The organism is Kluyvera fluvialis (genome assembly GCF_059725275.1).
Genome location: NZ_AP046142.1, coordinates 570,169 through 587,304, shown reverse-complemented (window position 1 = coordinate 587,304; position 17,136 = coordinate 570,169). Strand labels below are relative to the sequence as shown.

Annotated in this window: 13 protein-coding genes and 1 tRNA gene; 2 read left to right on the top strand and 12 right to left on the bottom strand. The window is 53.0% G+C overall.

Going from position 1 to position 17,136, the window contains the following annotated elements; translation table 11 throughout:
- Nucleotides 1-50 precede the first annotated feature (50 nt).
- Complete coding sequence (locus AC6I4B_RS02870) at nt 51-1,058, top strand: luciferase-like monooxygenase (RefSeq protein WP_497769458.1); 1,008 nt, start codon at nt 51-53, stop codon at nt 1,056-1,058.
- A gap of 375 nt (nt 1,059-1,433) precedes the next feature.
- On the opposite strand, the gene mtr is transcribed toward AC6I4B_RS02870, so the two are convergent.
- From mtr to AC6I4B_RS02810, 12 genes are all read right to left on the bottom strand, one after another.
- Nucleotides 1,434-2,678, bottom strand: a complete 1,245-nt coding sequence (gene mtr, locus AC6I4B_RS02865; protein ID WP_497769456.1) for a tryptophan permease — start codon at nt 2,676-2,678, stop codon at nt 1,434-1,436.
- Between the two features lie 144 nt (nt 2,679-2,822).
- Nucleotides 2,823-4,790 carry a DEAD/DEAH family ATP-dependent RNA helicase gene (locus AC6I4B_RS02860; RefSeq protein WP_497769455.1) on the bottom strand — a complete coding sequence of 656 codons (1,968 nt, stop codon included), beginning with the start codon at nt 4,788-4,790 and terminating at the stop codon, nt 2,823-2,825.
- On the bottom strand, nt 4,783-4,863 hold the full coding sequence (yrbN, locus tag AC6I4B_RS02855; protein WP_497771908.1) for a protein YrbN: 81 nt from the start codon (nt 4,861-4,863) through the stop codon (nt 4,783-4,785). Before yrbN ends, AC6I4B_RS02860 begins: the two co-directional genes overlap by 8 nt.
- Before the next feature lie 105 nt (nt 4,864-4,968).
- Nucleotides 4,969-5,853: a lipoprotein NlpI gene (gene nlpI, locus AC6I4B_RS02850; protein ID WP_497769454.1), complete on the bottom strand. Its 885-nt coding sequence runs from the start codon at nt 5,851-5,853 to the stop codon at nt 4,969-4,971.
- A gap of 111 nt (nt 5,854-5,964) precedes the next feature.
- Complete coding sequence (gene pnp / locus AC6I4B_RS02845) at nt 5,965-8,100, bottom strand: polyribonucleotide nucleotidyltransferase (RefSeq protein ID WP_497769452.1); 2,136 nt, start codon at nt 8,098-8,100, stop codon at nt 5,965-5,967.
- A 357-nt stretch (nt 8,101-8,457) separates the two neighbouring features.
- On the bottom strand, nt 8,458-8,727 hold the full coding sequence (rpsO, locus tag AC6I4B_RS02840) for a 30S ribosomal protein S15 (protein ID WP_035891092.1): 270 nt from the start codon (nt 8,725-8,727) through the stop codon (nt 8,458-8,460).
- 151 nt (nt 8,728-8,878) lie between these two features.
- Nucleotides 8,879-9,823: a tRNA pseudouridine(55) synthase TruB gene (gene truB / locus AC6I4B_RS02835; protein ID WP_497769450.1), complete on the bottom strand. Its 945-nt coding sequence runs from the start codon at nt 9,821-9,823 to the stop codon at nt 8,879-8,881.
- Nucleotides 9,823-10,224 carry a 30S ribosome-binding factor RbfA gene (gene rbfA, locus AC6I4B_RS02830; protein ID WP_049848849.1) on the bottom strand — a complete coding sequence of 134 codons (402 nt, stop codon included), beginning with the start codon at nt 10,222-10,224 and terminating at the stop codon, nt 9,823-9,825. The genes truB and rbfA overlap by 1 nt, the downstream gene beginning before the upstream one ends.
- Before the next feature lie 160 nt (nt 10,225-10,384).
- Nucleotides 10,385-13,072 carry a translation initiation factor IF-2 gene (gene infB / locus AC6I4B_RS02825; RefSeq protein WP_497769449.1) on the bottom strand — a complete coding sequence of 896 codons (2,688 nt, stop codon included), beginning with the start codon at nt 13,070-13,072 and terminating at the stop codon, nt 10,385-10,387.
- Nucleotides 13,073-13,096: 24 nt separating this feature from the next.
- Nucleotides 13,097-14,584 (bottom strand): transcription termination factor NusA, encoded by a 1,488-nt coding sequence (gene nusA / locus AC6I4B_RS02820; RefSeq protein WP_497769447.1) that lies wholly within the window; start codon nt 14,582-14,584, stop codon nt 13,097-13,099.
- 27 nt (nt 14,585-14,611) lie between these two features.
- Nucleotides 14,612-15,064 (bottom strand): ribosome maturation factor RimP, encoded by a 453-nt coding sequence (rimP, locus tag AC6I4B_RS02815; RefSeq protein ID WP_061281677.1) that lies wholly within the window; start codon nt 15,062-15,064, stop codon nt 14,612-14,614.
- A gap of 208 nt (nt 15,065-15,272) precedes the next feature.
- Nucleotides 15,273-15,349 (bottom strand) — tRNA-Met (locus AC6I4B_RS02810).
- Nucleotides 15,350-15,685: 336 nt separating this feature from the next.
- On the opposite strand from AC6I4B_RS02810, the gene argG reads away from it, so the two are divergent.
- Nucleotides 15,686-17,029: an argininosuccinate synthase gene (gene argG, locus AC6I4B_RS02805; RefSeq protein WP_497769446.1), complete on the top strand. Its 1,344-nt coding sequence runs from the start codon at nt 15,686-15,688 to the stop codon at nt 17,027-17,029.
- The last annotated feature ends 107 nt before the right edge of the window (nt 17,030-17,136 follow it).

Genomic DNA, 17,136 nt, shown 5'->3' with positions numbered 1-17,136 from the left:
TGGAACAAGACCTTCAATCTGATGACCATGCTGTAACAAAGTGAGCCGTTATGACTGACAAAACCGTTTCGTTTTCGGTGCTAGACCTCGCACCTATCCCGCAGGGTTCCTCTGCCCGAGAAGCCTTTTCCCATTCGCTCGACCTCGCGAAGCTCGCTGAACAGCGCGGCTACCATCGCTATTGGCTTGCAGAACATCACAACATGACCGGTATCGCCAGCGCGGCAACCTCGGTGCTGATTGGCTATCTGGCGGCGAATACCCATACGCTGCATTTAGGCTCTGGCGGTGTGATGCTCCCCAACCATTCACCGCTGGTGATTGCCGAGCAGTTCGGGACGCTCAACACGCTGTATCCAGGACGTATTGATTTGGGCTTAGGCCGCGCACCGGGAAGCGATCAGCCGACGATGCGCGCACTGCGCCGCCATATGAGCGGTGATATCGATAATTTCCCGCGCGATGTCGCTGAACTGGTCGATTGGTTTGATGCCCGTGAGCCAAACCCGCAGGTGCGTCCAGTGCCGGGTTATGGCGAAAAAATTCCGGTGTGGTTATTAGGTTCAAGTTTGTACAGCGCGCAACTGGCGGCACAGTTGGGGCTGCCGTTCGCTTTTGCCTCACACTTTGCGCCAGATATGCTGCATCAGGCGCTGCACCTGTACCGCACTAACTTCAAGCCTTCCGAGCGGCTGGAAAAACCGTATGCGATGGTGTGTATCAATATTATTGCCGCCGATAGCAATCGCGATGCGGAGTTCCTGTTTACCTCGATGCAGCAGGCTTTTACCCAACTGCGTCGCGCTGAAAGCAGCCAGCTACCGCCACCGATTGAAAACATGGCGCATTTCTGGTCACCCTCAGAAAAATACGGTGTCGATCAGGCGTTGAGAATGTCATTGGTGGGCGATAAGGCGAAAGTTCGCCACGGGCTGGAGTCGGTGTTGAGAGAAACGCAGGCCGATGAAATTATGGTTAATGGCCAGATTTTCGATCATCAGGCGCGGTTGCATTCGTTTGGGCTGGCGATGGATGTGAAGCAGGAATTATTAGGGTAGTTATTGTAGGCCTGCCGCCGATTGCCGGATGGCGACGATGCCTTATCCGGCCTACATATATTGTAACCGTAGGCCTGATAAGCGCAGCGCCATCAGGCTTTATGCCACCGATTGCCGGATGGCGGCGATGCCTTATCCGGCCTACACATATTGCAGCCGTAGGCCTGATAAGCGCAGCGCCATCAGGCTTTATGCCACCGATTGCCGGATGGCGGCGATGCCTTATCCGGCCTACACATATTGCAGCCGTAGGCCTGATAAGCGCAGCGCCATCAGGCTTTATGCCACCGATTGCCGGATGGCGGCGATGCCTTATCCGGCCTACATATATTGTAACCGTAGGCCTGATAAGCGCAGCGCCATCAGGCAAGATGTTTACTGGTAAACGGGCAACAGATTAAAGCTCGACAGCACGTGTACCAGCGCATTACCCACACCAAATACCAGTATCAGCGCAATCATCGGTTTGCCGCCCCAGACGCGGAATTTCGGGCTGCCAAAACGTTTACGGGATTTGCGCGCCAGCAGTGCCGGAACAATCGCCGCCCAAATCGTCGCCGCCAGCCCGGCATAACCGATGGCGTACAGGAAACCGTTCGGCCATAACAGCCCGCCAATAATCGGCGGCAGGAAGGTCAGCACCGCCGTTTTAAAGCGCCCCAGAGCGGAATCATCAAAACCAAACAGATCCGCCAGGTAGTCAAACAGACCGAGCGTTACGCCGAGGAATGAACTCGCCACCGCAAAGTTAGAGAACACCACCAGCAACAAATCCAGGCTACGGCTGTTCAGCACGCCGCTCAGCGCCTGCACCAGCACATCAATATTGCCGCCCTTCTGCGCAATGCCAATAAACTCTGGACGCGGAATGTTGCCCATCGTCCCCAGCAACCAGACGGTATACAGCCCCAGCGCCAGCAGCGTGCCGTAAACCAGGCATTTAACAATCGTGCGTGGGTCTTTGCCGTAGTATTTCATCAGGCTTGGAACGTTACCGTGGTAGCCAAAAGAAGCCAGGCAGAACGGCAGCGTCATCAGCAGATAAGGCGTATAGGACGCATTACTTTCGGCGACGTTAAACAACGTGACAGGCGTCACGTGGCCCATCAGGCTGCCGAAGGTCAGGAAGAAAGTGATCACTTTCGCGCCCAACACAATAGCCGTCATCCGGCTCACCGCTTTGGTACTCATCCACACCACAAAAGCCACCAGCAGCGCAAAGCCAAAGCCCGCCGCCCGCGCCGGCACATTCAGCGACATTTCGGCAAAGGTGTGATGCAAAATCGAGCCGCTTGCGGAAATGTAGGCGTAGGTCAGGATATACAGCACAAAGGCGATAGAAAGGCCGTTGATAATATTCCAGCGTTTGCCCAGCAAATCTTTAGTGATGGTGTCAAAGCTCGAACCGATACGGTAATTGAGGTTCGCTTCAAGGATCATCAGGCCGGAGTGCAACATGCAAAACCAGGTAAAGACCAACGCCGCCATTGACCAGAAAAACCAGCTACCCGCCATGACCACCGGCAGGGAAAACATTCCCGCGCCAATAATAGTGCCGCCGATAATCACCACGCCGCCCAATAGGGACGGCCGGGCCGCTGTAGTGGTTAGTGTCGCCATTTGCCGATTTCTCCAGTCAAAAATACTTTGCCATTCATAGCACGACGTCACTGTACCAGTACATGAGTACAAAAGAAATAAAAAAAGCCCCGATTTCGCAATCAGGGCTGTATATTTTACTTTACGCTAACAAGCGGCGTTTTCTTACGCATCACCACCGAAACGGCGACGGCTGGAAGAATCGTCACGGCGCGGAGCTGCGGAAGCGTCATCGCGACGTGGGCCACGACCGCCTTCACGGCGTTCACCGCTGAAACGACGACCATCACCACGGCCGCCTTCACGACGCTCACCACCGAAGCTACGGCCACCTTCACGACGCTCACCGCCGCCAAAGTTACGACCGCCTTCACGACGCTCGCCACCGCCGAAACCACGACCACCGCGATCTGGACGCGGCTGCGCGTCACCCATCAGTTGCATGTTCATCGGTTTGTTAAGGATGCGGGTACGAGTAAAGTGTTGCAGCACTTCGCCCGGCATACCTTTCGGCAGTTCGATAGTGGAGTGAGAAGCGAACAGCTTGATGTTACCAATGTAACGGCTGCTGATGTCGCCTTCGTTAGCAATCGCGCCAACGATGTGACGAACTTCAACGCCATCATCACGGCCCACTTCAATGCGGTACAGTTCCATATCGCCAACATCACGACGTTCGCGACGTGGACGGTCTTCACCACTACGCTCTGGACGATCGCCACGCGGACCACGATCGTTACGGTCACCGCGACGTTCAAAGCGCTCATCACGCTCGCGGAATTCACGACGTGGACGCATCGGCGCGTCTGGCGGAACGATCAGAGTACGTTCGCCCTGAGCCATTTTCAGCAATGCTGCGGCCAGAGTTTCAACGTCCAGCTCTTCGCCTTCAGCCGTTGGCTTGATTTGCGCCAGCAGTGCACGGTACTGATCCAGATCGCTGCTTTCCAGCTGCTGCTGTACTTTCGCGGCGAATTTTTCCAGGCGGCGTTTACCCAGCAGTTCTGCATTCGGCAGTTCTACTTCTGGAATGGTCAGTTTCATGGTGCGTTCAATGTTACGCAGCAGACGACGTTCGCGGTTCTCAACGAACAGCAGCGCGCGACCCGCACGACCCGCACGACCGGTACGACCGATACGGTGAACGTAAGACTCGGAGTCCATCGGGATGTCGTAGTTAACCACCAGGCTGATACGCTCAACGTCCAGGCCACGAGCCGCAACGTCGGTTGCAATCAGGATGTCCAGACGACCATCTTTCAGGCGTTCCAGAGTCTGCTCACGCAGCGCCTGGTTCATGTCACCGTTCAGCGCAGCGCTGTTGTAGCCATTGCGCTCCAGCGCTTCTGCCACTTCCAGAGTCGCGTTTTTGGTACGTACGAAGATAATCGCCGCATCAAAATCTTCCGCTTCCAGGAAACGTACCAGCGCTTCGTTTTTACGCATACCGTACACAGTCCAGTAGCTCTGGCTGATGTCCGGGCGAGTGGTCACGCTAGATTGGATGCGTACTTCCTGCGGCTCTTTCATAAAGCGGCGGGTAATACGGCGAATCGCTTCCGGCATGGTTGCAGAGAACAGAGCGGTCTGATGACCTTCTGGAATCTGTGCCATGATGGTTTCAACGTCTTCGATAAAGCCCATGCGCAGCATTTCGTCGGCTTCATCCAGTACCAGACCGCTCAGTTTAGAGAGATCCAGAGTGCCGCGTTTCAGGTGATCCAGCAGACGACCCGGCGTACCGACGACGATCTGTGGCCCCTGACGCAGGGCGCGTAATTGCACGTCATAACGCTGGCCGCCGTACAGGGCAACCACGTTTACACCGCGCATATGTTTAGAGAAATCCGTCATGGCTTCAGCAACCTGAACCGCCAGTTCGCGGGTCGGTGCCAGCACCAGAATCTGTGGTGCTTTCAGCTCAGGATCAAGATTGTTCAGCAGCGGCAGAGAGAACGCTGCGGTTTTACCGCTACCCGTCTGGGCCATGCCCAGAACGTCACGACCGCCCAGCAGGTGAGGAATACACTCAGCCTGGATCGGAGATGGTTTTTCGTAACCCAGATCGTTAAGGGCTTCAAGGATAGGAGCCTTCAGGCCCAGATCTGCAAAAGTGGTTTCGAATTCAGCCATGTAGTACAAGTGCCTCGATATTAATGGCGGCCAGTCTACATAACTTATCGTGAAAATTTTCGGTAATTTTCATTAAAAGTGTGAACCGGCTCAAATTAGATGTATTAACGAACAACAACGCCCTCACCCGCGAAGGTGATGGCAATCAAAAGTGATTACGGGCTGATGTGTACGTCAGCTATTGCTGGTCCGATTCTGCCAGGTCGTCTTGCTCCTGGCCCAAGAGCGCTAATTCCAACAATGCGTATCGGTGCTCAACGTAGTTGTGTACGTTGTTGGCAACCGCCAGTTTGAACAGTGCCGTAGCGCTGTCCCTGTCCCCCAGACTTAGGTAATACTTACCTAAATAGAAGTTGGTTTCACTGAGATGCTCAGCGAGCGAGGTGTTATCCGTTGCGTCCGCCTTCAGGCGTTCCATTAACGTTTTCTCGTCAATGTTGCCCAGGTAGAACTCGACAATGTTCCATCCCCATTGCTCTTTATCCGATTTGTCGAGGCGTTGCTTCAACGCGACTTTGGCCTGCTTTTCATCGAGCTTCTGCTCGGCGAGATAAAGCCACAGGCTACGGAAAGGATCATTGGGATCGTCTTGATAAAACGCTAGCAGATCATCTTGCGCTAATTTCGCACGGCCACCGTAGTAAAGCGCGATGCCGCGGTTCAAGTGCGCATAATTGTAAGTTGGATCAAGCTCAAGTACAGAATCAAACGCTTCATAGGCAGCGTCAAAATTGCCTGCCTGCGTTAAATAAATGCCTAAGTAGTTGAATACTTCCGGCATATCTGGTCGGATTGCCAGCGCTTGCGAGAAATCGTTACGCGCTAGTGCCCTCAGACCGAGACTATCATACAACACTCCGCGCTCATATAAAAGCTGTGCGCGTTCGTCATCGGTTAAAGCCCGACTGGCAAGAATTTGTTCCATGCGTGCCAGAATCACTTCCTGCTGTAACGTCGGTTGCAATGGCACCGCGAGGACTTCACTCTTACGCCAGGCAGAGTTGCTGCATCCTGCCAGCGTGAGTGCTGTCGCAACGAAACACCAGCGCAAAAAAGGCTTCATTTCCCACTCCCGAAGACAACAATTGGATGAACGTCCTGTCCCCCGCCTGCAAACAAGGCATCCTGCCAGATAAATGTGCCCTCCGCAAAAGCGGAGGGCAAAAGGCAAACCTTACTCGCCTTGTTCCGCAGCCGGAGCTTCCGGTGCGTTCGCAGGCTGAGACTGCTCGGTTGCTTCTTTAATGCTCAGACGGATACGGCCCTGACGGTCAACTTCCAGAACCTTAACCGGTACTTCCTGACCCATTTGCAGGTAGTCAGTCACTTTCTCAACACGCTTGTCAGCGATTTGAGAGATGTGTACCAGACCTTCTTTACCGCCACCGATGGCAACGAATGCGCCAAAGTCAACGATACGGGTCACTTTACCTGCATAGATACGACCCACTTCGATTTCTGCGGTGATCTCTTCGATACGACGGATAGCATGTTTCGCTTTTTCGCCGTCGGTCGCTGCGATCTTCACAGTACCGTCATCTTCGATTTCGATGGTAGTGCCGGTTTCTTCGGTCAGAGCACGGATAACAGAACCGCCCTTACCGATAACATCTTTGATCTTGTCTGGATTGATCTTGATGGTGTGGATACGCGGAGCGAACTGAGAGATATCGCCGCGCGGTGCGTTGATAGCCTGTTCCATCACGCCCAGGATGTGCAGACGCGCACCTTTAGCCTGGTTCAGAGCAACCTGCATGATCTCTTTGGTGATACCTTCAATTTTGATATCCATCTGCAGTGCAGAGATACCTTCGCGGGAACCCGCGACTTTGAAGTCCATATCGCCCAGGTGGTCTTCGTCGCCCAGGATGTCAGACAGAACAACAAAGTTGTCGCCTTCTTTCACCAGACCCATCGCGATACCCGCAACGGCCGCTTTGATTGGCACGCCTGCGTCCATCAGCGCCAGGGAAGCACCACATACGGAAGCCATAGAAGAAGAACCGTTAGATTCGGTGATTTCAGAAACCACACGAACGGTGTACGGGAATTTGTCAGCTTCCGGCATCACTGCCAGCACGCCGCGTTTCGCCAGACGACCGTGACCAATTTCACGACGTTTCGGAGAACCGACCATGCCAGTTTCACCTACGGAGTACGGAGGGAAGTTGTAGTGGAACAGGAAGTTGTCAGTACGCTCGCCCATCAGTTCATCAAGAACCTGTGCGTCACGTGCAGTACCCAGAGTCGCGGTCACCAGAGCCTGCGTTTCACCACGGGTGAACAGCGCAGAACCGTGAGTACGTGGCAGAACGCCAGTACGCACATCCAGACCACGAATCATGTCTTTTTCACGACCATCGATGCGTGGTTCGCCAGCCAGTACGCGGCTACGAACAACATTTTTCTCGATAGCATGCAGGATGTCGCCCAGTTCGTTTTCGTCCAGGGTTTCATCTTCCGCCAGCAGAGTCGCGATGGTTTCAGATTTGATAACATCAACCTGAGCATAGCGTTCCTGTTTGTCGGTGATGCGGTAAGCATCGCTCAGGCGAGATTCTGCCAGTGCCGCAACGCGTGCATTCAGCGCGTCGTTTGCCGCTTCTGGCTGCCAGTCCCAACGTGGTTTACCGGCTTCTTTCACCAGGTCGTTGATGTTCTGGATAACAATCTGCTGCTGCTCGTGGCCAAATACTACCGCGCCCAGCATGGTGTCTTCACTCAGCAGTTCAGCTTCGGATTCAACCATCAGTACAGCAGCTTCAGTACCAGCAACAACCAAGTCCAGCTTGCTTTCTTTCAGCTCGTCCTGAGTTGGGTTCAGAACATACTGGTCATTGATGTAACCCACGCGGGCCGCACCGATTGGGCCGTTGAATGGGATGCCGGACAGGGACAGCGCTGCGGAAGCACCAATCATTGCTACGATGTCTGGGTTAACCTGTGGGTTAACGGAAACAACGGTGGCAATAACCTGAACTTCGTTCACGAAGCCTTCTGGGAACAGCGGGCGAACCGGGCGGTCAATCAGACGCGCGATCAGGGTTTCGCCTTCGCTTGGACGGCCTTCACGACGGAAGAAGCTGCCTGGGATACGGCCAGCAGCGTAGGTACGCTCCTGATAGTTAACGGTCAGCGGGAAGAAGTCCTGGCCTTGTTTCGCTTTTTTCTGACCGACAACGGTAACGAATACCGCAGTGTCATCCATGCTAACCATAACAGCGGCAGTTGCCTGGCGCGCCATCATGCCGGTTTCCAGCGTTACGGTGTGTTGGCCGTACTGGAACTTACGAACGATCGGATTAAGCAAAATTCTATCCTTTCTTAATGAGTGGTGGCACACGCTGTCGTATGCCAACCGATGGAACCGATCTTCTTTGCATCCTCGCGACTAATGACAACCCTCAACCCAGATGGATAAAGACTCTCATTAGCCGCGCGAACCTCTGCAACGAAGAATATTTACAACAACAATACATTATACCCGTTATCTTTCAAAATACTGCTGTGTTGGTCATTCCAGCTCAACTTTGTCTCAATAAGAGTCAAACAAGTGGGTTAACTGAAACACAAGGCAGTGATTCTGCGGGTATTCTTTTCTATAAATCGCGGTCGTCTGGTGGAAAAAAGGGGCCATAAAGGCCCCTCTTTCTGAAACTCGCTAGAATTAGCGACGCAGACCCAGACGCTCGATCAGCGCGGTGTAGCGTGCAACATCTTTACGTTTCAGGTAGTCCAGCAGTTTACGACGCTGAGAAACCATGCGCAGCAGACCACGACGGCTGTGGTGATCTTTTTTGTGCTCTGCAAAGTGACCTTGCAGGTGGTTGATCTGTGCAGTCAGCAGTGCAACCTGAACTTCGGTAGAACCGCTGTCGTTAGCGCCACGACCGAACTCAGAAACGATTTGTGCTTTAGCTTCAACGCTTAGAGACATTTTGAACTCCAAATTTAAAAGAAAGAAAGGGTGCCGATCTCTAATTCAGCAGCCCTGAGATAACGTCCGTTAATTGTTAAACAATTAGCCAGACGTTAAGCCGCGATATTCTACCCGCAGCGCTCTGTTATCGCAAGCCACACTGCGGGGCTTACTCAGGGTATTCGACCACCAGACGGCGTGGAGCCACGCGGCCTTCGTCATCGATTTCACCCATACCGAGAAATTTCGCTTCATCCCCTTCTGTGACGCGCACCAGGCCTTCAAGCGGTGCACCAGAAGTCCTCACCGGGTTACCATTTTTAAAGTAAACCGCTGATGTTGATGGGAGATTGACGATTGGATAGTCCGAAGCGGGACTGTCCATCGGCATCAGTAACGGGTCAAGCAACTCCGCAGCCGGGATGCCCTGCTGTTCGGCCTGCTCAACCAGATCACGCAGGTGCTCAAGCGTCACCATGCGCTCAACCGGGTATTTACTCACTGCCAGGCGACGCAGGAAAATGACGTGCGCGCCACAGCCCAGCTTCTCGCCAAGATCATCGATGATGGTGCGGATATACGTGCCTTTCGAGCAGTGAATTTCCAGCTCCAGCTCGTTACCTTCATGGCGGATAAACAGCAGTTCGTAGACGGTAATCGGGCGTGCTTCACGCGGAACTTCGATTCCCTGGCGAGCATATTCGTACAGCTTTTTGCCCTGGTATTTCAGCGCCGAATACATCGACGGTACCTGCTGGGTGTCACCACGGAAGCTATCGAGCGCTGCAGCTAACTGCTCTGCGCTGAAAGTCACCGGACGCTCTTCCACAATCTGCCCATCGGCATCCGATGTATCGGTGCGCTGCCCTAAGCGCGCAATCACCCGATAACGCTTGTCGGAGTCCAGCAGATACTGGGAGAACTTGGTGGCCTCACCGAGGCAAATCGGCAACATGCCGGTTGCCAGCGGGTCCAGCGCGCCGGTATGCCCAGCGCGGTTGGCGTTATAAATACGTTTTACTTTTTGCAGCACATCATTGCTGGACGCACCCTGCGGTTTATCCAGCAACAATACGCCGTGGATATCGCGGCCGCGACGACGAGGACGACTCATTAGTCCTCCTTGCTGTCGTCCGGGTTCACACGACGCTCTTCGTCGTGTTTAACCACGTTAGTCACCAGGTTGGACATGCGCATCCCTTCGACCAGCGAGTTGTCGTAGAAGAAGGTCAGTTCCGGCACGATACGCAGACGCATCGCTTTGCCCAGCAGGCTGCGGATAAAACCAGAAGCTTCTTGTAACGCTTTGATGCCTGCTTTTACGGCAGCTTCATCTTTGTCGTTCAGGAAGGTGACAAACACTTTGGCATAGGCCAGGTCACGGGACATTTCAACACCAGATACGGTGGTCATCATGCCCAAACGTGGGTCTTTAATTTCGCGTTGCAGGATGATTGCGATCTCTTTTTGCATCTCCTGGGCCACGCGCTGCGGGCGACCAAATTCTTTCGCCATAATAAATTCTCCAGACAAAAAAGGGGCCAAAAGCCCCTTTTTAAAATTCATGCCGGATGGCGCTTCTAAGCCTGATGACGCTACGCTTATCAGGCCTATAACCCGGCTTACAATGCTATCGTAGGCCCGGTAGACAAAGAGTCACCGAGCGTTACGAAGATTAAGCGATAGTACGCTGAATTTCGATGATTTCGAATACTTCGATCATATCGCCAACGCGAACGTCGTTGTAGTTCTTTACACCGATACCACATTCCATGCCGTTACGGACTTCGTTAACGTCATCTTTGAAGCGGCGCAGGGATTCCAGCTCGCCTTCATAGATAACCACGTTGTCACGCAGAACGCGGATTGGGTTGTGACGCTTGATAATGCCTTCAGTAACCATACAACCTGCGATGGCACCAAATTTAGGCGATTTGAACACGTCACGAACTTCAGCCAGACCGATGATCTGCTGTTTCAGTTCTGGAGACAGCATACCGCTCATTGCCGCTTTCACTTCGTCAATCAGGTTATAGATGACGGAGTAGTAACGCAGATCCAGGCTTTCGGATTCAATCACTTTACGCGCAGAGGCATCCGCACGAACGTTGAAGCCAACCAGGATAGCGTTGGATGCCGCAGCCAGGGTTGCGTCGGTTTCGGTGATACCACCTACGCCGGAACCGATGATCTTCACTTTCACTTCGTCAGTAGACAGTTTCAGTAAGGAATCGGAGATAGCTTCTACAGAACCCTGAACGTCCGCTTTCAGTACGATGTTCACTTCGTGAACTTCGCCTTCAGTCATGTTGGCGAACATGTTCTCAAGTTTAGATTTCTGCTGACGAGCCAGTTTAACTTCACGGAATTTGCCCTGACGATACAGTGCAACTTCACGCGCTTTCTTCTCGTCACGGACCACGGTCACTTCATCGCCCGCAGCCGGAACGCCGGACAGCCCCAGGATTTCCACCGGAATGGATGGGCCTGCTTCCAGCACTTCCTGACCCAGTTCGTTACGCATTGCACGAACACGGCCATACTCGAAACCACACAGAACGATATCGCCCTTGTTCAAAGTACCTTCACGAACCAGTACAGTTGCAACAGGACCACGACCTTTATCCAGGAAGGATTCGATGACCGCACCGCTCGCCATGCCTTTACGGACGGCTTTCAGCTCCAGAACTTCAGCTTGCAGCAGGATAGCGTTCAGCAGGTCGTCAATACCGGTACCCGCTTTCGCAGATACAGGGATGAACTGCGCTTCACCGCCCCACTCTTCCGGCATTACGCCGTACTGAGACAGTTCGTTTTTAACGCGATCCAGGTCAGCTTCTGGTTTATCGATTTTGTTCACTGCAACAACCAGCGGAACCTGCGCCGCTTTCGCGTGCTGGATAGCTTCGATGGTCTGCGGCATCACGCCGTCGTCTGCTGCAACAACCAGAACAACGATATCCGTTGCCTGCGCACCACGAGCACGCATAGAGGTAAACGCGGCGTGCCCCGGGGTATCCAAGAAGGTGATCATACCGTTGTCGGTTTCAACGTGGTATGCACCGATGTGCTGAGTAATGCCACCCGCTTCGCCAGAAGCCACTTTCGTTGAACGAATGTAGTCAAGCAGAGAGGTTTTACCGTGGTCAACGTGACCCATGATGGTCACAACAGGTGCGCGCGGTTCAGCCGCAGCACCGGTGTCACGGTCGCTCATTACTGCTTCTTCCAGCTCGTTTTCACGACGCAGGATAACTTTGTGGCCCATCTCTTCGGCAACCAGCTGTGCGGTTTCCTGGTCGATGACCTGGTTGATGGTCGCCATTGCGCCCAGTTTCATCATCGCTTTGATGACCTGAGAGCCTTTAACGGCCATCTTGTTAGCCAGTTCGCCAACGGTGATGGTTTCGCCAATCACAACGTCACGGTTAACCGCTTGAGCTGGCTTCTGGAAGCCCTGCTGCAGGGAAGAACCTTTACGCTGTTTGCCGCCTTTACCGCCACGAATCGCAGCACGCGCTTCTTCACGGTCAGCTTTAGATTCAGCGTGTTTGCCTTTTTTCGCCGGGCGCGCTGCTTTCGCATTGCGACCACGACCACGACCACCTTCAACTTCGCGGTCGTTTTCGTCTTCTGCCTGGCGGGCATGTTGAGAAGTGGTCACGTGGTAATCGCTGGTGTCTTCTGTCGTTTCAGCGACATTCACCCCATTCTTCTCGTTTTCTTCTGCCATACGGCGAGCTTCTTCCGCTACGCGGCGCGCTTCTTCTTCAAGCTTGCGACGTGCTTCTTCTTCCGCTTTACGCTTCAGCTCGGCAGCTTCATTTTCACGGCGGGCTTTTTCGGCCTGGGCGGTTTTTGTCATATCGTCGGTCTGTTGATTGCTCACTTTGTCTTTTTCCGCAGCTTCACGTTTCGCTTTATCAGCGGCTTCACGCTTAGCTTGTTCTGCGGCCTCACGTTCAGCTTTTTGTTGCGCCTCGCGTTTAGCTGCTTCTTCAGCTTCACGACGGGCTTGCTCTTCCGCTTCACGCTGCGCCTGCTCTTCCGCGGCCAGGCGTTCAGCCTCTTGCGGATCGCGTTTCACAAAGGTGCGTGTCTTGCGGACTTCGATTTGTACCGATTTACTTTTTCCACCGGTACCAGGAATATTAAGTGTGCTGCGCGTTTTGCGCTGCAACGTCAGCTTATCTGGGGCAGAACCGTTTTCACGATTCAAATGCGCCAGTAAGGTTTGTTTCTCTTGTGCGGACACAGAGTCATCAGCAGACTTCGGGATACCAGCGTCAGCAAATTGCTGTACCAGGCGATCCACCGAGGTCTGTATCTCTGCGGCCAGCGTTTTTACGGTTACATCTGTCATGCTGTTCCTTCCTGCTACAGTTTATTACGCTTCGTCGCCGAACCAGCAAATATTACGTGCAGCCATAATCAGCTCACCCGCTTTCTCGTCGGTCAACCCTTCGATATCAGACAGGTCGTCAACGCCTTGTTCAGCGAGGTCTTCCAGCGTACAAACACCACGAGCGGCCAGTTTGAAAGCCAGTGCGCGATCCAACCCTTCCAGGTTCAGCAGATCGTCAGCCGGTTTGTTATCACCGAGGCTTTCTTCCTGGGCAAGTGCCAGAGTGGTCAGGGCGTTTTTCGCACGTTCGCGCAGCGCCTCAACGGTCGCTTCATCCAGACCATCGATTTCCAGCAGTTCTTTCATTGGCACGTAGGCCAGTTCTTCCAGTGAGGAGAACCCTTCTTCGACCAGCACAGTCGCAAACTCTTCATCAATATCGAGATATTTGGTGAAGGTATCGATAGCAGCGTGCGCTTCGGCCTGATGCTTAGCTTGCAGGTCATCAACGGTCATCACGTTGAGTTCCCAACCGCTGAGCTGAGAAGCCAGACGGACGTTCTGACCATTACGGCCAATCGCCTGAGCCAGATTACCAGCTTCAACAGCGATATCCATGGTGTGCTTGTCTTCGTCAACCACGATGGATGCGACGTCTGCCGGAGCCATTGCGTTAATCACGAACTGTGCCGGATTATCATCCCACAGGACGATATCGATACGCTCGCCGCCCAGCTCAGTCGAAACTGCCTGAACACGCGCACCGCGCATACCGACGCAAGCACCGACTGGGTCGATACGCTTGTCGTTGGTTTTCACTGCGATTTTGGCACGAGAACCCGGATCACGAGCCGCTGCTTTAATCTCAATGACTTCTTCGCCGATTTCCGGCACTTCAATGCGGAACAGTTCGATCAGCATTTCCGGCTTGGAACGGGTCACGAACAGCTGCGCACCGCGCGCTTCCGGACGTACGGAGTACAGCACGCCACGGATACGGTCGCCAGGACGGAAGTTTTCACGCGGCAGCATGTCTTCACGCTGGATAACAGCTTCGGCATTGTTGCCGAGATCCAGGGCGATATTGTCGCGGTTCACTTTCTTCACCACGCCGGTGATGATTTCACCTTCGTGTTCACGGAACTGGTCAACAACCATTGCGCGTTCGGCTTCACGTACTTTCTGCACGATAACCTGTTTTGCCGTCTGGGTGGTGATACGGTCAAAGGTGACAGATTCAATCTGGTCTTCAACGTATTCGCCCACGTTCAGACTTTCGTCTTCAAAGCGCGCTGCTTCGAGCGTAATTTCTTTGGTTGGCTGGGTTACTTCTTCAACGATAACCCAGCGGCGGAACGTGTCAAAATCGCCGCTGCGACGGTCAATTTCTACGCGCACGTCGATTTCTTGTTCGTATTTTTTCTTTGTCGCCGTTGCCAGCGCACTTTCCAACGCTTCGAAAATCTTCTCACGCGGCAGCGCTTTTTCATTGGAAACGGCTTCAACAACAGCCAAAATTTCTTTGTTCATCGGGGCCTTTCACCTCAATCCAGACTGTTAAAAGTGGGGAACCAGGTTCGCCTTCTGGATGTTACTCAGCGCGAACACTTCATCTTTGCCTTCGACTGTCACAGTGATCATCTCACCGTCTACCGCTTTGATAACGCCCTGCCATTTACGACGGTTCTGTACCGCCATGCGCAGGACAAGCGTCACCTCTTCACCCATGAAACGCGTATAGTGTTCTGCGGTGAACATAGGACGGTCGAGGCCCGGAGAGGAAACTTCCAGGTTATAAGCAACGGTAATAGGATCTTCAACGTCCATTACTGCGCTTACCTGGTGGCTCACATCAGCACAATCATCAACATTGATGCCATCTTCACTATCAATATAGATGCGCAGTGTGGATGTGCGACCGCGAATAAATTCGATGCCGACCAGTTCGTAGCCCAGGGCTTCAACTGGTGCCGTAATCATCTCTGTTAATTTTTGCTCTAATGTGGACAAACCCACCCCCAAGACATAAAAAAAGGGCGTAAAGCCCAGTTATTCTGTAGTCAGATAACAAAAAACCCCGATAAATCGGGGCTTTAGATAACTGAACCCTATAGCCGCAACTGCGGCCTGGAGAACCTTCCGAAAAGAATTTTTTTCAAATCCTGCTACGAAGGCCTAAGTCTTCACAGTATATTTGAAAAAGAACTCTAAGGGAAAGTGGTTGCGGGGGCCGGATTTGAACCGACGACCTTCGGGTTATGAGCCCGACGAGCTACCAGGCTGCTCCACCCCGCGCCTGAAACGTGGCAAATTTTACGCTTTGTGAGTAAAAAATGCAAATAATGCTGGGATTTGGTACCGAGGACGGGACGTAAAACCGGCCTGTAGTATAGAGATATTGTTCACATCTTGTCAACCTTACAATCTATGCAGATGATTTAATCAGTCTCTTCGGGTCATATATCCTGCGCAACCTCCGCCAGTAACGAGGATTTTTCACTAAAAAATATATGAACCGCTTCCGGTATCACACAAAAGATGATTAAATGAAAACTCATTTATTTTGCATAAAAATTCACTGAGAGCGGAAAGCGTTTTCTCTATCAGTCTATCAAAGCAGGGTTTTACTTTATGACGACGATTCTCAAGCATCTTCCGGTAGGTCAACGTATTGGTATCGCCTTCTCTGGCGGTCTTGACACCAGCGCGGCGTTGCTGTGGATGCGACAAAAAGGCGCAGTCCCTTATGCATATACTGCAAATCTGGGGCAGCCGGACGAAGAGGACTATGATGCGATCCCACGTCGTGCTATGGAGTATGGCGCAGAGAACGCTCGTCTGATCGACTGCCGTAAGCAACTGGTCGCTGAAGGCATTGCCGCGATTCAGTGTGGCGCATTCCATAACACCACCGGCGGGCTGACCTACTTCAACACCACGCCACTGGGCCGTGCCGTCACTGGCACCATGCTGGTTGCTGCCATGAAAGAAGATGGCGTCAACATCTGGGGCGATGGCAGTACCTATAAAGGCAACGATATCGAACGTTTTTATCGTTATGGCCTGCTGACCAACGCAGAATTGCAGATTTACAAACCGTGGCTCGATACCGACTTTATCGATGAGCTGGGTGGCCGTCATGAAATGTCTGAATTTATGATTGCCTGCGGCTTTGACTACAAAATGTCTGTCGAAAAAGCCTACTCCACCGACTCCAACATGCTCGGCGCAACACACGAAGCGAAAGACCTGGAATTCCTCAACTCCAGCGTCAAAATCGTTAACCCTATTATGGGCGTGAAGTTCTGGGATGAAAGCGTGAAAATCCCAGCAGAAGAAGTGACCGTGCGCTTTGAGCAAGGCCATCCGGTGGCGCTGAACGGCAAAACCTTCAGCGATGACGTCGAGATGATGCTGGAAGCCAACCGCATTGGTGGGCGTCACGGTCTGGGCATGAGCGACCAGATTGAAAACCGTATTATCGAAGCGAAAAGCCGTGGTATTTACGAAGCTCCGGGGATGGCGCTGCTGCACATTGCTTATGAGCGTCTGCTGACTGGTATTCACAACGAAGATACTATTGAGCAATATCACGCGCATGGCCGTCAGTTGGGCCGTTTGCTGTATCAGGGCCGTTGGTTCGACTCTCAGGCGCTGATGCTGCGTGACTCACTGCAACGTTGGGTTGCCAGCCAGATTACCGGTGAAGTCACCCTGGAACTGCGCCGTGGTAACGACTATTCGATTCTGAACACCGTGTCTGACAACCTGACTTACAAAGCAGAGCGTCTGACCATGGAGAAAGGCGATTCCGTATTCTCCCCAGATGACCGTATTGGTCAGTTGACCATGCGTAACCTGGACATCACTGATACACGTGAGAAGCTGTTTGGCTATGCCAAAACTGGCCTGCTCTCTTCCTCTGCCGCCACCGGTGTGCCGCAGGTTGAGAACCTGGAGAGTAAAGCGAAGTAATCGCCAGCACAGTATGTAAAAAGCCGCGCAAGCGGCTTTTTTATGTACAGAATTTGCAGTAGATACTCTCGTAGACCTGATAAGCGTAGCGCCATCAGGCATCTGCC